We start from the raw sequence: 17,962 nt of genomic DNA, 5'->3' as shown, positions 1-17,962 counted from the left end.
TGGCGTGATACCTACTTTTCCGTGGATACCTCATCTGTCACCTGTTCGGGATGCGGAATGTCCGGCAGGTGGTCCCAGTTCGATTCGAACCATTCCCTCATGCTGGTGCAGAAGACGGAGTCGTGCGTTCCCGCGTCCGCCTCCAGGCGGTGATACGACAGGGTCGCGCCGAGGCCCAGCACATCGAGCGAATCGACGGCCTCGTCCTCGTCGGGGCGGCCCTCGCGAGGCACCCTGATCATGCGCGGCAGCACCGGATACGGCCCGAACAGCATGTGCTCGTCATTGATCACATACAGCTTGAACTGGGGTGTCAGCGGAATGTGCCGGATCTCGACCTCGGTCTCCACCCCCAGGTCCGTGAACCCGGCCTTCAGCTCGTCCAGCTGGATGCCGTTCTCGCGGACCATGGTGCGCCAGCGCTCCCAGATCCGGGGGTCCTCAGCCGCTCGGGCACGAGGGTAGGCGAGCCGTTGCGCCGTCCAGGGCAGGAGCATGCGGATCCGTAGCCTCTCCGGTGCGCTCGCACCTTCGAAGGCGATCAGTTCGTGCTGATTCCTCAGGTGCCGCAGCAAGGTCTCCGCGGTGAGCGTGGCGACGTCCAGGGACACGTCGGGCTGCCGGAAAGCCTGTTCGATCAGCGGCTTGAGCGAGGCGGACCCCGGTCTCTGGGACTGCGGGGGATGGGGCCGGGAGTTCGGCACCCTGATCACCCGGGTGCCGCTGCCCCGCCGGGTCTCGATCAGCCCGTCCTCGGTCAGCCGGGCCAGCGCCCGCTGGACGGTGTCCCGGCTGACCCCGAACTCGTCGGCCAGTTGCCGCTGCGGGGGCACGCGGGCCTGCAGCGGATAGGTCCCGTTCTCCAACTGCTCCCGGAGCACTCTCTCCACGCGTGCCTGCGTGGACTCTCCGCCTCCGCCGTCCGCCGCTCGTGAAGTATCCACACGCCGAACCTACCGCCCGGCTGCGGACAGCACACCACTTCTCCTTAATTACGCCTTCCCATTGGGCTGGTGATTAGCGATCAGCCAGTCCGGGGACAACCAATTCATATCTACCAGTCCAATTGGTTGGCAGGGGGCGGGCCGATGAACCCGCGAAAGGTTTCACGCCGCACCACCCCGCACAGCCCGCAGCACCGTCTCCAGCGAGCGCACCATGCCCCATCGGGGCACGCCCGCGTTCAGGAGCAGTTGGGCCTTCTCGTCGTTGCGCGCGTAGCCGAGGAAGTGCACGCCCGCGCTGAGGGCCGCGGCGTGGTCCGACGGGGTGTCGCCGATCATCAGGGTGGTGCCCGGCGCGGCTCCGAGCGCGCTCAGCGCACGGTTCAGGGTGTACGGGTGCGGCTTGAGGAGGCTCAGGTCCCGGGTGCGGCCGTAGATGTTGGGCGCGAAGTACCCCACCAGGTGACGGCTCTCCAGATAGGCCCGTACGGCGCGGTCCGAGTTGTTGGTGACGATGGCGAGCCGCGCCCCCACGGAACGCCAGGTGCGGATGAGCGGATCGGCGTACGCCGTCGGCATCGCGCGGGGCACCGCCTTCAGCTCCTGCTGGCTGAGCCACTCCTCCAGTTCGACGACCAGATCGCTGCCGCGGTGGCGCCCGGCGACCTCGCTGAGTACCCAGTGCGGGTCACGGCTGCTGCGTTCCCCCTCGGTCAGCACCCCGGCCAGCCCGCGCGCGGCCAGCCATTCCGCCTGGTCGGTGGCGATGGACTTCGCGGAGTGGCCCGCGAACAGCCGGCAGATCGGCCCGTCGAAGTCGAAGAGGACACACCCGGCGCGGCCCACCAGCTCATGGAACTTCTCGGCCTCGCCCGCCACCAGCTCGAACTGTTCGGTTTCGAATGTCACTCAGAGAGTGTCGGCTTCACGACGATCGTTTCCCAGAGGGCGTTCGCCGCTTTCTGGCCCTCGGGGCGATCACGTCAGGGTGAGATCCGTGGTGATGGTGTCCCACAGCCCGTCGAACCACTTCTGGGACTCCTCCACGAACGCGGCGTCGCGCTGTCCCGACCGCGTCAGGAAGGAGAAGAGGAGGGACTCGGAGCCGAGGGCGTCGTACATCTCCAGGGTCTGGCTCTCGTACGGCTCCTCCCGCCGGGTCAGGACGTAGTAACCGATCAACGCCTCCTGCCCGTTGAGCAAGTAGAGCTTTACCGGCGGGGTGAACGGCAGCGCGCGGAACGTGACCCGTACGTCGATGCCGTGCGAGGAGCGCAGGGAGCGGAGATTGTGCCGCAGGACATGGCCCTGGGCGTTGCGCATGTCCAGCCAGCGCTGGTGGACCGGGTCGTCGTCGGCGTCGCTGTCGACGGAGACGGGGAAGGCGAGGGTGATCTCCCGGGACGGCACCAGGATGCGGACGTCGATCGACTCGGGGCGCAGGGTGCCCTCGTGGATCCGGCGGACCGGATCGCCGATGGCGAGCATCAGGGTCTCCGCGGTGTGACAGACGACGTCTATCCGCACATGCTGTGCGGCGAACGCCTCCACCAGCCGCGGCGCGAGAGCGACCATCGTCGGCTGGGGTTCGTCCCGGGTGTGGGTGACCTCGGCGATCCGGGGCGGGCTGCCCTTGCTGACGTTGCTGAGGAGGCCGTCGTCCTGGAGCGCGCGCAGGGCCTGGCGGACCGTGCCGCGCTCCACGCCGAACTCCTCGGCCAGTTCGGCCTGGGTGGGCAGGCGGTCGCCGGCGCGCAGGTCGCCCGCGCGGATGCGGTCCCGCAGGATGTCGGCGATCTCCTGCGGCGAGAGCCTTCTGCTGCCGTTCACTGCCACGTTCTCCTGGGTCACGACCAAACGCTACAACTTTGGCCCATCTACGGGGAGTTGTTTGAAACTTGTTTGTGAGTAGGTACCAACTGGGGATAAGTTAAGCATAGTTGGTTGCCAACTTGGTGAAGATGGCGGAAGTTCTCCTTCCTCTCGCAAGCAGTTGGCAGCTGGGAAGGCTCCGCACCTCCATGGCACCGGAGCACGACTCGCGCACCACCCCTCTCCATCGCACCACAGCACCATCGCACTCCTCCCGCCCGCCCCCGCAAGACCCGAAGGAGGATCCACCATGCCCGCCATCGCCCTTTTCTCCGCCCTCCTCGTCGTCGGATTCGAGCAGTTCGTGGAATGGCAGTACGGCCCCAGCGGCGCCGTCGGACTGCTGCTGCTCACCGTGGGCCTGAAAATGAAGAGCCCGACCTGCAGCTCGATCGGGGCCGTCGTCCTGGCGCTGATGTTCGCGGGACCTGCCCTATGACCTGCGGCGACAGCCCGCCCGCACGACGAATGACAGGCACCGCACCTGTGGGAGATCTCAGCCCGTGAGCACCAGCTCCGAGCTGATGGTCTCCCACAGTGCGTTGAACCACAGATGCGACTGCTCCACGAACGTCGTGGCCCGCAGCCCCTCCCCCTGCTCGAAGGCGAACAGCATCGACTGGGTCCCCTCGGCGTCGTACGTCTCCAGGTACTCACTGTCGATCTCCGCCCCCCGCCGCGACAGCGTGTAGTACGCGAAGAGCGCCTCCGCCTCGTTGAGCAGGTACAACTTCACCGGCGGGGTGAACGGCAGGGCCCTGAACGTGATGTGTACGTCGATGCCGTGCGTCGCCCGCAACGCCAGCAGGTTGTGCTTCAGGACCTGCCCCTGGGCGTTGCGCTGGGCCAGCCAGCGCCGCTGCACCCGCTCCCCGTCCTCCGTCGCGTCCACCGCCGCCGGAAAGGCGAGATCGATGTCGCGGGACGGCAGGAGTACGCGAACGTCGATCCTGGCCGGTTTTAATCGGCCCTCGTGGATGAGGCGCAGCGGTTCGCCCATCGCGAGCGTCAGGGAGACGGCCGTCAGGCACAGGGCGTCGATCTCCACATGGGGCGCCGAGAAGGCGGCCGTGATCCGTGAGGCCAGCGCCACCATCGTGGTCTGCGGCGGAGCCGCCGGCCCGGTCAAAGCCTTCTCCACACTCTCGGCGACGGTCGCCGGACTGCCCTTCGACACGTTGGACAGCAGGTTCTCCGACTGCAGGATGCGCAGCGCCTGCCGTACGGTCCCGCGCTCGACTCCGAACTCGTCGGCCAGCCTGGCCTGGGTGGGCATACGTTCTCCCGCCCGCAGCTCACCCGACACGATCCGGCTGCGCAGCTCGTCGGCCACCTCGCGGTGTGACATCGGTGGCCGTTGTGCCCTTTTCCGTCCGTTGACGGCGACGTGTTCCGGGTCCACGGCCAAACACTACAACTTCGCGCCATCTTTGGGCAGTTATCGAGAAGGTGGTTATGAGACGCATCCAAGTGGAGATAACTTCATTGAAGTTGGTCACCAACTTGAGCAACATGGTCAGGCTTCCGGGGGGTTGGCCACCAGAGTCGCATCAGGCGATCGGGTGGATTCGGTCCCAGCGGGGGTCCGCCTCCCCGTCCCGAAGGAGGGACCGCATGCCGCTCATCGCCATCGTCGTCGCCGCCCTCGCCATCGGCCTGGAGCAACTGCTCCAGGTGAAGTACGGAGTCATGGGCGTCATCGCCTTCGTCGCTCTCGCCATCGGCATCAAGGCCAAGAACTCAATGATCGGCGGCATCGGGGCCGTGATCCTCGTGATGCTGCTCGCCCAGTCCGGCTGACCGGGCCTCACCGCCCGTCAGTCCGGCCGACCGGGTTCCCTTCCGGAGGGGAGCCGGGAGCCCGGTCGGCCCGCACCACCGCGGACAGCCCGACCGCCCGCGAAAGCACGGCAGCACAACGGCACAACGACTGAATCGCTACGGATGAACAGCACGAACGGAACAGGGAGCCGGACGAACAGCCGGACGAACAGCCGGACGAGCGGAACGGAGGCCGGAGCAGGCAAGGCAATCAGAAGATGTCCGGGCACCACGGTCGCCCGGACGTACGCAGCAGGGCGTCGGCAACCAGGCCGGCGCCCGCTCGTTCTTCCCGGACCCGCCCCAGCGCCACGAGCGGCGGGGGCCGGTCGCAGGGGCCGGGTGCGGGGGCCGAGTGCGGGGGCCGAGTGCGGCCGGCCCCGTCTCGCGCACCTCGCGCACGCCTCACGCGCATCCAAGCCCGCTCGCCCACCCGCTCGCTCGCCCGCTACATGAGCAGGTCGTCGACCTGGGCCTCGCCCTCGCGGTATCGGCGGGCGATCTCCGCGCTGCAGTCGTCGGCCGTGCGCTGCAGCTGCTGCCGCCGCCGCGAGACCTGCTGCTCGTACCGCACGAGCCGCCCCATCGCGGCGTCCAGCTCCGGATCCGTACGCGCCTCCAGGTCGGACAGCTCGACCTCGGAGAGCATCTCGGCGGCCAGCAGCCGGTACTCCTCGCTGTACGGCGTCCCCACGGTCACGTGCCGCGCCGACGAGCGGTGTCTGGCCGGTCCGTCCGTCAGGATCTCCGACAGGCGCGCGACGACCGACGCCTCCCCGACGGCCGGAGCCCGGTGGCCGTCGTCCCGGACCTCACCGGAAGATTCCGTACGCCGTCCCACCTCGGCCCGCAGGATGTCGATCCGCCCCTGCAGCAGCCGCCGTACGTAACTCAGATCGGCCTCGTCCCGCTGCGCGTCCCTGCGCAGGCCGCGCAGTTCGGGCAGGAGCAGGACGCCCAGTTCGGGTGCGGGGGGCGCGGGTTCCGGCATCGGACTGTCCGTTCGCTGAGTGGGCGGTCGCACCGCCTGGACCGATGTCGGTGTCCCCGGCGGCTCCCCCCTGATCAGCGAAACGAACCCGGGTGACTGCCCCGTACTCGATGTGCTCATGTGCCTCAACCGTCCCCTCGACCGGCGCGTGTGAGCATCGTGCCACCCCAAGTGGCCGCTATGTGACCGAGTGCCCCCGATCGGCCCCAGATGGACTGTTAAGGATCAATAAGAAACACCCCGTACGGACCCCGGCCTGACCTCGGCCTGACGCACGGCATGATGGACCCCATGCGTGCGGTGGTGCAGAGGGTGGACGGCGCGAGCGTCGTCGTGGACGGTGAGACGGTCGGGGAGATCGACGGCGAGGGACTGTGCGTCCTCGTCGGGGTGACCCACGAGGACACGAAGGAGAAGGCGGCCCAACTGGCCCGCAAACTCTGGTCCGTACGGATGCTGGCCGACGAGAAGTCGTGCTCCGACATCGACGCGCCGCTGCTCGTCATCAGCCAGTTCACCCTCTACGGGGACGCCCGCAAGGGCCGTCGCCCCACCTGGAACGCGGCGGCCCCCGGCGATGTGGCCGAGCCCCTCGTGGACGAGGTCGTGACCCAACTCCGTGCGCTGGGCGCGACGGTGGCCACGGGCAGGTTCGGCGCGAAGATGCGCGTCTCGCTGACGAACGACGGCCCGTTCACGGTACTGATCGACATGTGAGGCCCCATCGGCCCGTGGCCCCGGGGCCTACGGCTCGACCACGACCTCCTGGGCGGCGGCCGTCGAGTCCGCGGTCAGGGGCGCGTCGAGGGGTACGTTCCGCTTGACCAGGGCCAGGGCGATCGGGCCCAGCTCGTGATGGCGTACGGACGTCGTGATGAAACCGATCTTGCGGCCCTCCGCGCCCTCGGCCGCGAGACGCAGCTCCGTGCCGTGCGGCGGCAGATGGACCTCGCTGCCGTCCAGGTGCAGGAAGACGAGCCTGCGCGGCGGCTTGCCCAGGTTCTGGACGCGGGCGACGGTCTCCTGGCCGCGGTAGCAGCCCTTCTGCAGATGCACCGCGCTGCCGATCCAGCCCAGCTCGTGCGGGATGGTGCGGTGGTCGGTCTCGAAACCGAGGCGCGGCCGGTGCTGCTCGACGCGCAGGGCCTCGTAGGCGAGCAGCCCGACGGCGGGCCCGTGCTTGACCCCGTCCGCACCCGCTCCCCCGGCGAACGACTCCAGATCCGCGCGCGGCAGGAACAGATCCCGCCCGTACGAGGTCTCGCGTACGACGGCACCCTCGGGGACCTCGGCGATGGAACCGGCGGGCAGATGCACGACCGCGAGATCGCCGGTGCGGTCGGCGACCTCGACCCGGTAGAAGAACTTCATCGACTCCAGGTACGCGATCAGCGCGTCCTGCGTGCCGGGCTCGACGTGCGCCCAGGTCGTCGTGCCGTCGTCGACGAGATACAGCGCGTGCTCGACGTGGCCGTTCGCGGAGAGGATCAGCGCCTCGGTGGCCTGGCCTGCCGGGAGGTCGCTGACGTGCTGGGTGAGCAGCAGATGCAGCCAGCTCAGCCGGTCCGAACCGGTGACGGCGACCACCCCGCGGTGCGAGAGGTCCACGAAACCGGTGCCGTCGGCGAGGGCACGCTGCTCGCGGAACAGGTCGCCGTAATGGGCGGCTACGCCTTCGTCCACTCCCTCGGCGGGAACGGCACCGGGCAGGGACAGCAGAGGGCTCTTCATATCCACACAGCCTACGACCGCGTGGTGGCCGTTTTTATTTCCCGGCCGTGCCGGTGCCTGTGCCGGTGCTCACGCCCGTGCCCGTGCCCGTGCCGGGCTTGGCCGCGCACTCCTCGCAGCGGCCGAAGATCGCGAAGTGCTTCATGTCGGTGACGAAGCCGAAGGTCTCGCGCAGCTTGGCCGTGAAGTCGGCGGCGACCTCGATGTCCGCCTCGATGACGTTCGTGCAGTCGCGGCAGACCAGATGGATGTGGTGGTGCCGGTCCGCGAGGTGGTACGTGGGCGCACCGTGCCCCAGATGCGCGTGCGAGACCAGCTTGAGCTCCTCCAGGAGCTCAAGGGTCCGGTACACCGTGGAGATGTTGACGCCCGACGCCGTCTTCCGCACTTCCACGAGGATGTCGTCGGGAGTCGCGTGCTCCAGGGTGTCCACCGCTTCGAGCACGAGCTGCCGCTGGGGCGTGAGCCGATAGCCACGCTGCCGCAGATCGCTCTTCCAGTCGGCGCCCGTACCCGTCGTGTCCGCGCCCGTGCCTTCGGTGCTGCTTCCAGTGCTCACCACACCGGAAGTCTAGGACTACTTGAAGAAAGCGATGCCGTCGTCCGGCATGTCATCGGGGAGGGCCTTCGCCCAGCGCTCGACGTCGTCGGGGCTGACGACCTTCTTGAGCTGCGCCGACATGTACGGGCGCAGCGGGACCTCGGGGGTCTGCTTCTCGCCGACCCACATGAGGTCGCTCTTCACATAGCCGTACAGACGCTTGCCGCCGTTGTACGGGCCCGAGGCGGCCGTGCGCGCCACCGCGTCCGTGACCAGGTCGATCTGGGGCTTCTTGGCGGCCAGGTCGCCGTACCAGATCTCCACCACACCGTCGTCGCGGACCATCACGACCTCGACCTTGCGGTCCTTGTCGATACGCCAGAAGCCCGACTCGGACTCCAGCGGGCGCACCTTGTTGCCCTCGGAGTCGAGGACCCAGGTGTGCGAGTGGTATTCGAGGAAGTCCCGGCCGTCGTGGGTGAAGCTGACCTCCTGGCCGAAGTTGCACTTCTCGGCGCCGGGGAAGTCGTGAACGCCCGCGCCGGTCCACTCACCGAGCAGGAAGACGAGGGGGACGAGGTCCTTGTGCAGGTCGGACGGGATCTCGATCATGAGGTCGGCAGTTCCTTGATGGGGGTCAGCGCTGGCCCTGGTACAGCTTCTTCACGGCGAGCCCGGTGAAGGCGAGAACGCCGACACAGACCAGGATCAGCAGAGCTTCGAAGAAGTACTCAAGCACGGGGTGCTCCTCGGGTGACGCGGTGGTGGGCAGTACAGAGCCGGTCCCCACTCTAGACGGGCGGGGACCGGCTCTCTCTCCGAGGGCCGCCGGTCAGCCCAGAAGCTGGCTCTGCAGGACCACGGTCTGCTGGAACGGGACCTTCTTCGCGGTGCCCTTGCGGGACTGCACGATCACGGCAACGGTGTCGTCCGCTCCCAGGTATGCCTGCCGTACGTGCTCGGCGCCGTAGGGCTTCGCCTCGTCGCCGATGACGCGTTCGACGCCCTCGACCTCGGAGACCACCGGGAACCCGTCGTCGTCAGCGGACATCTCCGGGCTCCCGCTCAGCTCGTACCGCAGGGTGTCGTACGAGGTGAGCTTGCCGACGAACAGTTCGTCCACGACGGCGGCCGTGGAGAACTGGAGCAGATAGACCCGGGTGCGCGTGCCGTCGGGCGTGGTCCAGCCGCGTGCGGCGATGTGCCGCAGGCCGTTGTCGGTGAGCAGCTGTCCGAAGGGCTCCCGGTCGTCCTTGACGTACTCCGCCAGGAAGGTCTTCGTCGGGAGCCAGCCGTCCTCGCCGCGCAGCGCCGGGTCGGCCTTCGCGCCCTTCGGAGCGGGGAGTACGAGCGCACGCAGGTCGGCGTAGTGGGCACCGGCCCTGTTGGACCGGTCGGAGGAGCCCGGGCGGCCGGCGGGCAGGGGCGGCCGGCTGATCTCCGGGTAGTCCCAGCGCCCGTCCGACGCGGTCGCCAGGCCGGGTACGTCGGTGCGGTCCAGCCGCGTGACGCCGTACGCGGCTGCCGTACCGACCGCGGCGAAGACCACGACGGCGGCGGTCCAGCGCAGGGCGGCGCGCAGCACACGACGGTCCTTCTTCGCCGTCGCCGTCGCCTGTGCCTGTGCCTGTGCCTGCGTCTGCGTCTCGGGCACGGTGGGCGGTGCCTCGGGCAGGGGCGGCGCGGCAACCTGGTGTGCGATCAGCTCGGTCATACCGCTTCCCCCGGTTCGGCGATGCGGTCGAGCTGCTCGCGCAGGAACACCGCGACTCCCTTGGTGTCGAGTGGCTTGACCGCGTACGCGGTGGCGCTGACCATCACGTCACCCTTGTAGGCGGAGCAGACCATCAGGTCGAGCTTGGTGTCGGCGTCCTTGGGCGGCAGGAAGCACTGGGCGTTCTTGTGGCCCTCGATCTTCGGGCCCTTGCGGAAGATCTCCAGGGCGTTGAGGAACTCGCTCTGGAAGGTGGCGAGGTCGCGCACGGTCTTCTTGTCCATCTGGGACAGCACGATGTCGACCGTGAAGACCTTGCCGTTGTAGTCGAGGCTGTCGGGCGGGCTGACGTAACTGCGCATCGCCATGCCCTGGATGTGCTGCTTGTCGATCTCCTTCTCCAGGCGCAGCCGCTGGGAGCGGGGGAGGTCGCGGATCGACTCCTTGCGCAGTTCGGTGGCCTGCCGGCCGCTGAACACGGAGTCGGAGCCGAACTCCTCGATGTCGGGGCCCCGGGTGAAGCCGTCGGTGTCCGGGTCGGTCTCGTAGGGCACGAGCAGGCCGGCGAGGCCGGTCTTCCTGCCGTCCGCCGCCACCTGCGCCTTCTCGTCGTCCGCCGACTTCTTCGGAAACCGCCACACGGGGGCGCCCGCGTCACGGTCGGCACCGTCGACGGTCACGACGGTGAACCCGACCCCACCGACAACGACGGCGAGCAACGCACCGGCCGCAACTCCGGCGACGACCCGCCCACGCCGCACGCGCCGCCGGGGCGACACGGGCGGCTCCTCGGACGCGACATCGGACGCGGGCGCGGGCGCGGCCTCGGGCATGGGCCCAGGCACGGGCACGGGGGCGAGCGCAGGTGCGGCCCCGTGCGTGACTTCGGCCTCAGGCTGCTCGGGCGCAGGTGCGACCGCGGGCGCGGGCTCAGGTGCGGCCTCAGTGCCGGCTTCGGCCTCGGCCTCGGGCGCGGGCTTCGGCTCAGCCTCGGGCGTGGGCGCGGGCTCGGGCGTGGGCGCGGGCTCGGGCGTGTGCTCGGCCTCGGCCTCCGGCGCCGGCGCCTTGGCTGCGGGGCCGGCGGGGGTCTCGTTCACAGGCGCTCCATCTGCCGCTCGGCCAGGTCCATGATCGTCTTCTTGGGGACCGGCTTCGTGTCGTAGATCCAGATCTCCATGGCGATGTCGCCGCGCCACGCGTGTGCCTGGGCCGAGTACAGCGGCTGGTAGCCCGCCTTCCGCTCGGGCTCGTCATGGACGTACGCCATGCCGTCCCCCGTACCGGGAATCGACCAGCTGTGGTTGGCGCCCGCTTCCTCGGCCCAGTAGTGCTGGCCCTCGGCGTTGCCTGCCGCGGCGGTCGTCTCCTCCTGGCGGTACTGCACCAGCCGGACCTCGACGTCGCGCGTACCGCTCTCGCTCCAACTGGTGACGGCCACCCGCCGGAACTCGTCACCGATGAGGTTGCGGAAGGCGTTGCCGGGCTTCGTGTACCGGTCCGCGTACTCGGCGAGCGACATCCACCCGCCCTCGTCGTCGGTCGCGTAGACGCCGTCCCCGGCCCCCTTCGGCCGCTCGACCAGCAGCTTGCGCAGGTCGCCCTCGACCTTCACCTGGCGGTCCTGCGCGGCCGACAGCGGCTCGGGGCCCTTGCCCTTCGCCTGTGCGAGGGCCGGCTGCGAGAGCGACGGCAGCCGGGTGGGCTCGCGGTCGGCCTGGACCAGGTAGCCGACACAGGTACCGGCGATCACTCCGAGTACGGCGGCCGTGGCGATCAGGAGCGTCGTACGACCGCGCCGGCGCACACGCGCGGTCACAGGAACCGCCGCAGGAGCCGCCACAGGCGCAGGCTCCGTCACTTCGGGTGCAGCAGGCGCTTCGGGTGCTTCAGGTGCTTCGGGTCTTTCAGGTACTTCCAAGACGTCGTCCCCCACAGAACGCGAAACGCGGATTCCGTATCCGCGCGCACAGGAGACCCATGGCCAATGCTTTGGGTTGCAGGAGAGTTGATTACGATTCGGCCATGGCGAAGAAGCTCGTGATCAAGGTGACGGCAGGGGCCGACGCCCCCGAACGCTGCTCGCAGGCCTTCACGGTGGCGGCGGTCGCCGTGGCCAGCGGGGTGGACGTCTCGCTCTGGCTCACCGGGGAGTCCGCGTGGTTCGCGCTGCCAGGCCGCGCCGCCGAGTTCGAGCTCCCCCACGCGGCCCCGCTGCCCGACCTGCTCGACTCGATCGTGGCAGGCGGCCGTCTCACCCTCTGCACACAGTGCGCGGCCCGCCGGGACATCTCCGAGAAGGACGTCATCGACGGCGTACGGATCGCGGGCGCGCAGGTCTTCGTGCAGGAGGCCCTGGCCGACGACACCCAGGCGCTCGTCTACTGAGAGCCCTGCCCTCGCCGAGGGCTACCGCCGGCGCTTCTTGCCGTCCAGCTCGTCCCACCATTCGTCGGACTTGTGGTCGCCCGAGGGGTCGTCCCACCAGCGGTCGTCGGGGCCCCGGCGGTTGGCCGTCATCGCGGCGAGCGGCGGGATCACCATCGCCACGACGCACATGCCGACGGCCACGGGGACCGACCAGAGCCGTACGACTCCCCAGGCCAGGACGAACAGTCCGATGCACGTCCCCATCATGGCGAAGTAGACGTGCCGCCTTCGCGCGTACATATGTCCAGCGTAGACCCGCTTCGGGCAGGCGGGACAAGCCGAAGGGCCACACCCCGTACCGGAAAGCGTCCAACCCCCGGGGGTGCGGCCCTTCGGCCGTTCATACGGTGCGAACCGCCGGACGGTTCAAGTCCGGACGGTTCACGTGGTCCGGACGGTTCACGTGGTCCAGACGGTTCACGTGGTTCAGACGGCGATGGCCACTTCGGCCAGGCCGCCCGTCTGGGCGACGACCGTACGGTCGGCCGTGCCGCCCGGAACGAGGGCGCGAACGGTCCAGGTGCCCTCGGCCGCGTAGAACCGGAACTGTCCGGTCGCCGAGGTCGGGACCTCGGCGGTGAACTCGCCCGTCGAGTCCAGCAGGCGGACGTAGCCCACCACCGGCTCGCCGTCCTTGGTCACGTGACCCTGGATGGTGGTCTCACCGGGCTTGATCGTCGAGGCGTCGGGGCCGCCGGCCTTCGCTCCACACATGATTCGTTTCCGTCCTTGAGGCCTTGGGGCTTGGGGCTTGGGGGTTACTTGTTGGCGCCGAGCTCGATCGGGACGCCGACCAGGGAGCCGTACTCGGTCCACGAGCCGTCGTAGTTCTTGACGTTCTCGACGCCGAGCAGCTCGTGCAGCACGAACCAGGTGAGCGCGGAACGCTCACCGATGCGGCACAGGGCGATGGTGTCCTTCGACAGGTCGACCTGCTCGTCCTCGTAGAGGGCCTTGAGCTCGTCGTCCGACTTGAAGGTGCCGTCGTCGTTGGCGTTCTTCGACCACGGGATGTTGCGCGAGGACGGCACGTGGCCGGGGCGCTGCGACTGCTCCTGCGGCAGGTGCGCGGGGGCGAGCAGCTTGCCGGAGAACTCGTCGGGCGAACGGACGTCGACGATGTTCTGCTGACCGATCGCGGCGACGACGTCGTCACGGAAGGCACGGATCGCCTTGTTCTGCGGCTTGGCCTTGTAGTCGGTCGTGGCGCGCTCGGGGACCTGCGAGCCGTCGACCAGGTCGCGGGAGTCGAGCTCCCACTTCTTGCGGCCGCCGTCGAGGAGCTTCACGTTCTCGTGGCCGTACAGCTTGAAGTACCAGTAGGCGTAGGACGCGAACCAGTTGTTGTTGCCGCCGTAGAGGACGACCAGGGTGTCGTTCGCGATGCCCTTGCCGGACAGGAGCTTCTCGAAGCCCTCCTGGTCGATGAAGTCACGGCGGACCGGGTCCTGGAGGTCCTTGGTCCAGTCGATCCGGATGGCGTTCCTGATGTGGTTCTTCTCGTACGCGGACGTGTCCTCGTCGACCTCGACGACGGCCACGTTCGGGTCGTCCAGGTGCTCCTGGACCCAGTCGGCGTCTACCAGGACGTCACTGCGGCTCATGCTCGTTCTCCTCCGGGGCAGTTACGGCGGGGCTGTGCGTCAGTGAGGGGTGCGCCTGCGGTACGCGCTCGGGGTCGGGATCGGACCGCTCGGGCGGGTGTACGCGGCGCGGGGGCGGCCCCGACAGGAAAGGTCGAAGGGCCCGGCTCGCGGAAGGACGAATGCTTCCGCTCAGAAGGTGCGACAGAGCATGGCGGCGACGCGGCACAGGTCTACTGCCCGCCGCTTCGTGAGGTCCGCCTGTTGCGTCATGCCGTCGATCGTAGGGACGGAAAGCCGGACATGTCACCGGCGTGTCGCATGCTGAGACGCGATCGTCCGCGATGTGGGATGCGAGGGGCGCGCGGCGTGATGCCGCACGCCCTCTGGGCCTGCACGGCCCACGGGGCCCGTGTCCCGCCGCCCGCCGATCTGCTGTACGGACGGGTCCGTCTCGCCTTTCGGACGGCAGAGGGCGCTCTCTGCGAGGGGGTGCGGCGCGCCTCCGGGGCGGTGCGACTCGGGTGTGATCCGACTCCGGGTGCGGGACGGCTCGGGTGCGGTGGCCGTCCTGGGTCCTACCCGACGAGGCTGACGTCCGAACCCTTGACGTCGATGTCGACGCCCTTGGGGGCCGCCTCGACCTTGTCGAGCTTGATGCCGCCCGGCAGACCGTCGATCTTCTGCTGGAAGTCGGTGATCAGCCGGACCTTGTCCTCGGCGAGCTGCACGCCCAGGTTGGGCAGCGAGTCCGCGTTCACCACGACGTTGTCGCCCTTGACGCTGACCGAGCTGAGCACGGAGACCGGGCGGGGCAGCTTCGTGCCGAGCACGGTGGCCTCCACCTCGACCTTGATCTTGCCGTTGCCGCCGTCCGAGAGACCGACCACCTGGGCGGTGACACCGGTCGCGACGTCCACGGGCTCGGCCTTGGCCGCCTTGAGGAGTTCGGCGTACGAGATCGTGGCCGTGCCGGTTGCGGTGGCCGCCTTCGCGGAGCTGTAGTCCCCGGAGAACGCGACGCCGCGCATCTGGGCGGTGAGGTTGTCGATACGGATCTTGGCGGGGACGTCGGCGTCCGTGCCGTTCGTCGCGCCGCTCGTGTCGGCCTCGTAGTCCTTGATGCCGACCTGCACCTCGTCCAGTTCGCCGCCGACGACCTGGGTGAGGAAGGGGAAGCCCTTGATCGAGACGTCCGGGGTGCTGGACAGGCCCTCGTTGGTCTTCAGGCGGTCCGCCGCCTCGTCCTCGGCGAAGCCGACGGCTACGCGGTCGGCGATGACGAAGAGGCCGCCCAGGACGATGGTCACGATCAGAAGTATTCGCAGTGCTCGCATTGTCTCCGTGTTCCCCCACCTCGGCGGTCTTCTGTGCGCGAGGGTAACCCCGGGGGTGGCCCGCCGGCCGGGGGACGGGCTTGTTGTCGATCACCTGTGACAGGAGGGTGGGCTTGATCAGGCGTTTCCCCTCGCCCCCGCCGCCCCTTGATCGCGCTCCGCGCTCGTCCTCAAACGCCGGACGGGCTGAAGAATGCACGGCCCGTCGACGGCCTGGAAGTCGGGGCGCAGCCCCACTTCGAGGGGCGCGGGGAACTGCGCGACCAGCCCCCACCGGACCCGCACACGAACCCCCAGCCCGTCCGGCGTCTGAGGACCGGGGGTTCGGGGGCGCGGCGCCCCCGAGTCAGATCAGGGCGCGGCCCAGTAGATACACCGCCGGGGCCGCCGCGGCCAGCGGGAGCGCCACGCCCGCCGTGAAGTGCACGAACTTCGACGGGTAGTCGTAGCTGGCGACCCGATGCCCGACCAGGGCGCAGACACCCGCCCCCGCCCCGAGAACCGCCCCGCCCGCTCCAAGATCCGTCAGCCCGCCCAGGGCGATCCCCGCCCCCGCAGCCGCGAGCAACGCCACCACCACGGACGCCGCCGTCGGCAACGGCAGCGCCCGCGCCAGCACCGCCGCCGCGACCGCCACCCCGCCCACGACCACCGCGTCCGGCTCCGCCGCCAGATACCCCGTGGCGATGATGGCCAGCGCCGCCGAGACGACCGTGGCCATCAGGCCGAGCATCCGTTCGTCGGCTCCGGCGTGGCTGCGCAGCTGGAGGACCAGGGTCAGCAGGACCCAGACGCCGAGCGTGCCGAGGATCGCGGCGGGCGCGTTCTCCCGCCCGGCCGCGAGCAGGGCCACGTCCGCCGCGAGCGCACCCGCGAAGGCGAGCGCGATGCCCTGCCGCGCGGGCCACATCCCGTTGAGCCGGAACCAGCCCGCCGCGGTCACCGCCTGAAGGATGACCAGCGGTACGACCAGCGCGTACTGCCCGACCGCCGCCGCGCCGGCGAGCAGCAGTCCGAGGACCCCCGTCAGCACGGCCGGCTGTCCGCCGGGCTCGATGATCGGCGAACGTCCCTCGGCGCGGGCGCGCTGGGCGTCGGTGACCCGGGTGTTGCCGGTGACGGTCGCCGGACCGTAGCCGGTTCCGCCGTCGGCGGGCGCGGGCGCGGGAGCGGGAGCCGGAGCCGGAGCGGGTGCGGGGTTTCCGCCGGCCGGACCCTGCTGACTCGGCATGGGCTGCCCGACGACCCCGTACTGAGGCCCGTACTGATTCCCGTACGGCTGCTGCGGCGCCCCGTACGAGGCCTCCGCCGGACCCTGCTGCGGCAGATACGCCGTGTCCGCGGCCGGAGCGGCCGGAGCCGCCGGCCGGAGCGGGGGCTGGACCTGGGTCTCCCAGGTCTGGCCCTCCCACTGCTGGGTGTACTGCTGCTGCACGGCGGCCTCGTCGTACTGCTGCTGACCGGGCCACCCGGCCTGCGGCGCCTGCTGTGCCTGATGCGGCGCCTGTTGCGGCGCCTGATGCTGGTAGGGGTCGTATCCCTCGTAGGGGACCTGGCCCTGACCTTGTCCTTGGCCTTGTCCTTGGTACGGGCCCTCGTATGGACCCTCGTACGGCTGATCGCTCATCGTCCCGTCACCCTCCTGCGAACGGCGGGAGCACCTCGACCGTGCCGCCCTCGGCCAGCCGTACCGTCTCATGTCCGCGGGTACCCACGGGATCGCCGTCGATGAGGAACGAGCATCGCAGCAGGACGCGGGCGAATTCGCCGGAGTGTCGCTCGCGTGCCACGTCCAGCGCCTGCGCGAGGGTCTCCGCCTCGTACGGCTCCTCGGCGACGCCTGCCGCGGCCTTGGCGGCGGCCCAGTAACGCACTGTGCCCTTGGCCATCTGGTTCCTCGATCTTCGGTCAGCGGTGAAGGAAAACGGGTGACTGACCCCGTCAGGCTAGCCCGCGTGCGCCGCGGCCCATTCCCCGATGCGGGACAGGAGTTCGTCGTCCGCCGCGTTCTCGGCGTGGCCCATGCCGTGCTCCAGCCACAGGTCCGCGTGGTCGCCGGACGCGGCGGCCAGCATCCGCGGATGGTCCACGGGGAAGTAGCCGTCCCGGTCGCCGTGGACGATCAGGAGAGGGGTGGGGGCGATGAGAGGGACCGATTCCACCGGGGAGGACGGGACCGGGTCCCAATCGCGGTGATAAATGCGGGTTCGCAGGCCGTAGCGGCCGACCGCGCGGCCCACCGGCCGCGTTACCAGCCAGTGCAGGCGCCGCATAGGGGCCGTACCCCGGTAGTACCAGCGAGCGGGTGCGCTGACCGAAACCACCGCGTCCGAATGCGCTACCGTGCGCCCCTCGTGCTCCCGATCGCTCTTCGGGTGCAGCGCCGCGTGCCGGAGCACCACCGAGCCGCCCATCGAGAAGCCGACGGTGGCCACCCGGGTGTGACCGAGTTCTCTCGCCCACTCCACCGCCGCCGCCAGATCGAGCACCTCGCGGTCGCCGACCGTGGAGCGCCCGCCGGAGGCACCGTGCCCGCGGAAGGAGAAGGTGACCACGGCCGCGTACTGCGCGAACGCCGTCGCCGCCCGCCGGACGTGCGGACGGTCCAGGTCGCCCGTGAATCCGTGCGCCACCACGACGACCAGGCCGGTTGCGGGGTCGGTCGCGTCGGATCCACCGGATGCGCCAGATGTGCCGGACGTGTCCGATGTGTTCTTTCCGGGCTCGTACGCCGCGTCGATCGTCACCCCGTCGGCGGTGCGCAGAAACTTTCTCAGCACCCCTCGCGAAGATCCTTCCGAAGCACTTTCCGTACATCCACCCGCCGTCTCAGGTTCTGGACGAATGAAAGATCGCGTCACATGACCTGCCGGACCTTGGCTCATGTGGGCTATTCTCCTTGGCAGAGGACTCGGGCAGAGAAGCCCCCGGGTCCTTTTGCGCTTTCTGGAGCGTTGTATACGAACGCTGTATACGACGTTGAGCAGTGCCGAAAACGTCC

At 69.5% G+C, this 17,962-nt stretch carries 23 protein-coding genes; 4 read left to right on the top strand and 19 right to left on the bottom strand.

The features are described 5' to 3' along the window. Positions 1–11: 11 nt before the first annotated feature. From C6Y14_RS04970 to C6Y14_RS04960, 3 genes are all read right to left on the bottom strand, one after another. Positions 12–944, bottom strand: coding sequence for a GntR family transcriptional regulator (locus C6Y14_RS04970; protein ID WP_225890911.1), 933 nt, complete (start codon positions 942–944; stop codon positions 12–14). A 162-nt stretch (positions 945–1,106) separates the two neighbouring features. Further along, positions 1,107–1,853, bottom strand: a complete 747-nt coding sequence (locus C6Y14_RS04965) for an HAD family hydrolase (protein WP_107015273.1) — start codon at positions 1,851–1,853, stop codon at positions 1,107–1,109. 69 nt (positions 1,854–1,922) lie between these two features. After that, positions 1,923–2,801 (bottom strand): GntR family transcriptional regulator, encoded by an 879-nt coding sequence (locus C6Y14_RS04960; protein WP_107015272.1) that lies wholly within the window; start codon positions 2,799–2,801, stop codon positions 1,923–1,925. A 265-nt stretch (positions 2,802–3,066) separates the two neighbouring features. On the opposite strand from C6Y14_RS04960, the gene C6Y14_RS04955 reads away from it, so the two are divergent. Beyond that, positions 3,067–3,255: a hypothetical protein gene (locus C6Y14_RS04955; protein WP_107015271.1), complete on the top strand. Its 189-nt coding sequence runs from the start codon at positions 3,067–3,069 to the stop codon at positions 3,253–3,255. Between the two features lie 57 nt (positions 3,256–3,312). On the opposite strand, the gene C6Y14_RS04950 is transcribed toward C6Y14_RS04955, so the two are convergent. Continuing rightward, complete coding sequence (locus tag C6Y14_RS04950; protein WP_404828716.1) at positions 3,313–4,164, bottom strand: winged helix-turn-helix domain-containing protein; 852 nt, start codon at positions 4,162–4,164, stop codon at positions 3,313–3,315. A 266-nt stretch (positions 4,165–4,430) separates the two neighbouring features. Here C6Y14_RS04950 and C6Y14_RS04945 point away from each other — a divergent pair, with 266 nt between their 5' ends. Further along, the gene (locus C6Y14_RS04945) at positions 4,431–4,616 is read left to right on the top strand and encodes a hypothetical protein (RefSeq protein ID WP_107015269.1); all 186 of its coding nucleotides are present in this window, start codon (positions 4,431–4,433) and stop codon (positions 4,614–4,616) included. A 469-nt stretch (positions 4,617–5,085) separates the two neighbouring features. Here C6Y14_RS04945 and C6Y14_RS04935 read toward each other — a convergent pair whose 3' ends face one another. Beyond that, a complete protein-coding gene (locus C6Y14_RS04935) occupies positions 5,086–5,748 on the bottom strand; it encodes an RsiG family protein (RefSeq protein WP_107015267.1) in 663 nt (220 codons plus the stop codon). Positions 5,749–5,919: 171 nt separating this feature from the next. On the opposite strand from C6Y14_RS04935, the gene dtd reads away from it, so the two are divergent. Next, on the top strand, positions 5,920–6,345 hold the full coding sequence (gene dtd / locus C6Y14_RS04930) for a D-aminoacyl-tRNA deacylase (RefSeq protein WP_107015266.1): 426 nt from the start codon (positions 5,920–5,922) through the stop codon (positions 6,343–6,345). A 27-nt stretch (positions 6,346–6,372) separates the two neighbouring features. Here the strand turns inward: dtd and ygfZ are convergent, their stop codons facing one another. From ygfZ to C6Y14_RS04895, 6 genes are all read right to left on the bottom strand, one after another. Beyond that, on the bottom strand, positions 6,373–7,359 hold the full coding sequence (gene ygfZ / locus C6Y14_RS04925; RefSeq protein WP_107015265.1) for a CAF17-like 4Fe-4S cluster assembly/insertion protein YgfZ: 987 nt from the start codon (positions 7,357–7,359) through the stop codon (positions 6,373–6,375). A 34-nt stretch (positions 7,360–7,393) separates the two neighbouring features. Further along, complete coding sequence (locus C6Y14_RS04920) at positions 7,394–7,921, bottom strand: Fur family transcriptional regulator (RefSeq protein ID WP_225890910.1); 528 nt, start codon at positions 7,919–7,921, stop codon at positions 7,394–7,396. Positions 7,922–7,936: 15 nt separating this feature from the next. Further along, on the bottom strand, positions 7,937–8,512 hold the full coding sequence (locus tag C6Y14_RS04915) for an FABP family protein (protein WP_107015264.1): 576 nt from the start codon (positions 8,510–8,512) through the stop codon (positions 7,937–7,939). Positions 8,513–8,732: 220 nt separating this feature from the next. Continuing rightward, positions 8,733–9,614, bottom strand: coding sequence for a hypothetical protein (locus tag C6Y14_RS04905; RefSeq protein WP_107015262.1), 882 nt, complete (start codon positions 9,612–9,614; stop codon positions 8,733–8,735). Then, positions 9,611–10,711 carry a hypothetical protein gene (locus C6Y14_RS04900; protein ID WP_225890909.1) on the bottom strand — a complete coding sequence of 367 codons (1,101 nt, stop codon included), beginning with the start codon at positions 10,709–10,711 and terminating at the stop codon, positions 9,611–9,613. The genes C6Y14_RS04905 and C6Y14_RS04900 overlap by 4 nt, the downstream gene beginning before the upstream one ends. Next, positions 10,708–11,430: a hypothetical protein gene (locus C6Y14_RS04895; RefSeq protein WP_107015261.1), complete on the bottom strand. Its 723-nt coding sequence runs from the start codon at positions 11,428–11,430 to the stop codon at positions 10,708–10,710. Before C6Y14_RS04895 ends, C6Y14_RS04900 begins: the two co-directional genes overlap by 4 nt. A gap of 206 nt (positions 11,431–11,636) precedes the next feature. On the opposite strand from C6Y14_RS04895, the gene C6Y14_RS04885 reads away from it, so the two are divergent. Then, a complete protein-coding gene (locus C6Y14_RS04885) occupies positions 11,637–11,999 on the top strand; it encodes a DsrE family protein (protein WP_107015259.1) in 363 nt (120 codons plus the stop codon). 21 nt (positions 12,000–12,020) lie between these two features. On the opposite strand, the gene C6Y14_RS04880 is transcribed toward C6Y14_RS04885, so the two are convergent. From C6Y14_RS04880 to C6Y14_RS04850, 8 genes are all read right to left on the bottom strand, one after another. Next, positions 12,021–12,281: a DUF3099 domain-containing protein gene (locus tag C6Y14_RS04880; RefSeq protein WP_107015258.1), complete on the bottom strand. Its 261-nt coding sequence runs from the start codon at positions 12,279–12,281 to the stop codon at positions 12,021–12,023. Between the two features lie 186 nt (positions 12,282–12,467). Next, positions 12,468–12,755: a DUF1416 domain-containing protein gene (locus C6Y14_RS04875; RefSeq protein ID WP_055513194.1), complete on the bottom strand. Its 288-nt coding sequence runs from the start codon at positions 12,753–12,755 to the stop codon at positions 12,468–12,470. A gap of 44 nt (positions 12,756–12,799) precedes the next feature. Further along, positions 12,800–13,645, bottom strand: a complete 846-nt coding sequence (locus C6Y14_RS04870) for a sulfurtransferase (protein WP_107015257.1) — start codon at positions 13,643–13,645, stop codon at positions 12,800–12,802. Positions 13,646–13,816: 171 nt separating this feature from the next. Next, entirely contained in the window at positions 13,817–13,897 is an 81-nt protein-coding gene (locus C6Y14_RS45810) for an Ms5788A family Cys-rich leader peptide (protein ID WP_356537092.1), read from the bottom strand. A gap of 305 nt (positions 13,898–14,202) precedes the next feature. Beyond that, complete coding sequence (locus C6Y14_RS04865) at positions 14,203–14,961, bottom strand: LmeA family phospholipid-binding protein (protein ID WP_107015256.1); 759 nt, start codon at positions 14,959–14,961, stop codon at positions 14,203–14,205. A 346-nt stretch (positions 14,962–15,307) separates the two neighbouring features. Further along, positions 15,308–16,588, bottom strand: a complete 1,281-nt coding sequence (locus tag C6Y14_RS04860) for a hypothetical protein (RefSeq protein WP_107015255.1) — start codon at positions 16,586–16,588, stop codon at positions 15,308–15,310. Between the two features lie 7 nt (positions 16,589–16,595). Next, on the bottom strand, positions 16,596–16,850 hold the full coding sequence (locus C6Y14_RS04855; RefSeq protein ID WP_107015254.1) for a MoaD/ThiS family protein: 255 nt from the start codon (positions 16,848–16,850) through the stop codon (positions 16,596–16,598). Positions 16,851–16,907: 57 nt separating this feature from the next. Then, positions 16,908–17,846, bottom strand: a complete 939-nt coding sequence (locus C6Y14_RS04850) for an alpha/beta hydrolase family protein (protein ID WP_107015253.1) — start codon at positions 17,844–17,846, stop codon at positions 16,908–16,910. Between the last annotated feature and the right edge of the window lie 116 nt (positions 17,847–17,962).

The organism is Streptomyces dioscori (assembly GCF_003024195.1).
GTDB classification, from domain to species: domain Bacteria; phylum Actinomycetota; class Actinomycetes; order Streptomycetales; family Streptomycetaceae; genus Streptomyces; species Streptomyces dioscori.
The sequence above is the reverse complement of the archived record's forward strand: the minus strand, read 5'-3'. Positions and strand labels throughout refer to the sequence as shown.

Excerpts from the sequence above, each read along its gene's own strand:
- C6Y14_RS04955 (WP_107015271.1), top strand. The coding sequence starts at position 3,067 with ATGCCCGCCATCGCCCTTTTCTCCGCCCTCCTCGTCGTCGGATTCGAG.
- C6Y14_RS04950 (WP_404828716.1), bottom strand. The coding sequence starts at position 4,164 with ATGTCACACCGCGAGGTGGCCGACGAGCTGCGCAGCCGGATCGTGTCG.
- C6Y14_RS04945 (WP_107015269.1), top strand. The coding sequence starts at position 4,431 with ATGCCGCTCATCGCCATCGTCGTCGCCGCCCTCGCCATCGGCCTGGAG.
- C6Y14_RS04935 (WP_107015267.1), bottom strand. The coding sequence starts at position 5,748 with ATGAGCACATCGAGTACGGGGCAGTCACCCGGGTTCGTTTCGCTGATC.
- dtd (WP_107015266.1), top strand. The coding sequence starts at position 5,920 with ATGCGTGCGGTGGTGCAGAGGGTGGACGGCGCGAGCGTCGTCGTGGAC.
- ygfZ (WP_107015265.1), bottom strand. The coding sequence starts at position 7,359 with ATGAAGAGCCCTCTGCTGTCCCTGCCCGGTGCCGTTCCCGCCGAGGGA.
- C6Y14_RS04915 (WP_107015264.1), bottom strand. The coding sequence starts at position 8,512 with ATGATCGAGATCCCGTCCGACCTGCACAAGGACCTCGTCCCCCTCGTC.
- C6Y14_RS04905 (WP_107015262.1), bottom strand. The coding sequence starts at position 9,614 with ATGACCGAGCTGATCGCACACCAGGTTGCCGCGCCGCCCCTGCCCGAG.
- C6Y14_RS04885 (WP_107015259.1), top strand. The coding sequence starts at position 11,637 with ATGGCGAAGAAGCTCGTGATCAAGGTGACGGCAGGGGCCGACGCCCCC.
- C6Y14_RS04880 (WP_107015258.1), bottom strand. The coding sequence starts at position 12,281 with ATGTACGCGCGAAGGCGGCACGTCTACTTCGCCATGATGGGGACGTGC.
- C6Y14_RS04875 (WP_055513194.1), bottom strand. The coding sequence starts at position 12,755 with ATGTGTGGAGCGAAGGCCGGCGGCCCCGACGCCTCGACGATCAAGCCC.
- C6Y14_RS04870 (WP_107015257.1), bottom strand. The coding sequence starts at position 13,645 with ATGAGCCGCAGTGACGTCCTGGTAGACGCCGACTGGGTCCAGGAGCAC.
- C6Y14_RS45810 (WP_356537092.1), bottom strand. The coding sequence starts at position 13,897 with ATGACGCAACAGGCGGACCTCACGAAGCGGCGGGCAGTAGACCTGTGC.
- C6Y14_RS04865 (WP_107015256.1), bottom strand. The coding sequence starts at position 14,961 with ATGCGAGCACTGCGAATACTTCTGATCGTGACCATCGTCCTGGGCGGC.
- C6Y14_RS04860 (WP_107015255.1), bottom strand. The coding sequence starts at position 16,588 with ATGAGCGATCAGCCGTACGAGGGTCCATACGAGGGCCCGTACCAAGGA.
- C6Y14_RS04855 (WP_107015254.1), bottom strand. The coding sequence starts at position 16,850 with ATGGCCAAGGGCACAGTGCGTTACTGGGCCGCCGCCAAGGCCGCGGCA.
- C6Y14_RS04850 (WP_107015253.1), bottom strand. The coding sequence starts at position 17,846 with ATGAGCCAAGGTCCGGCAGGTCATGTGACGCGATCTTTCATTCGTCCA.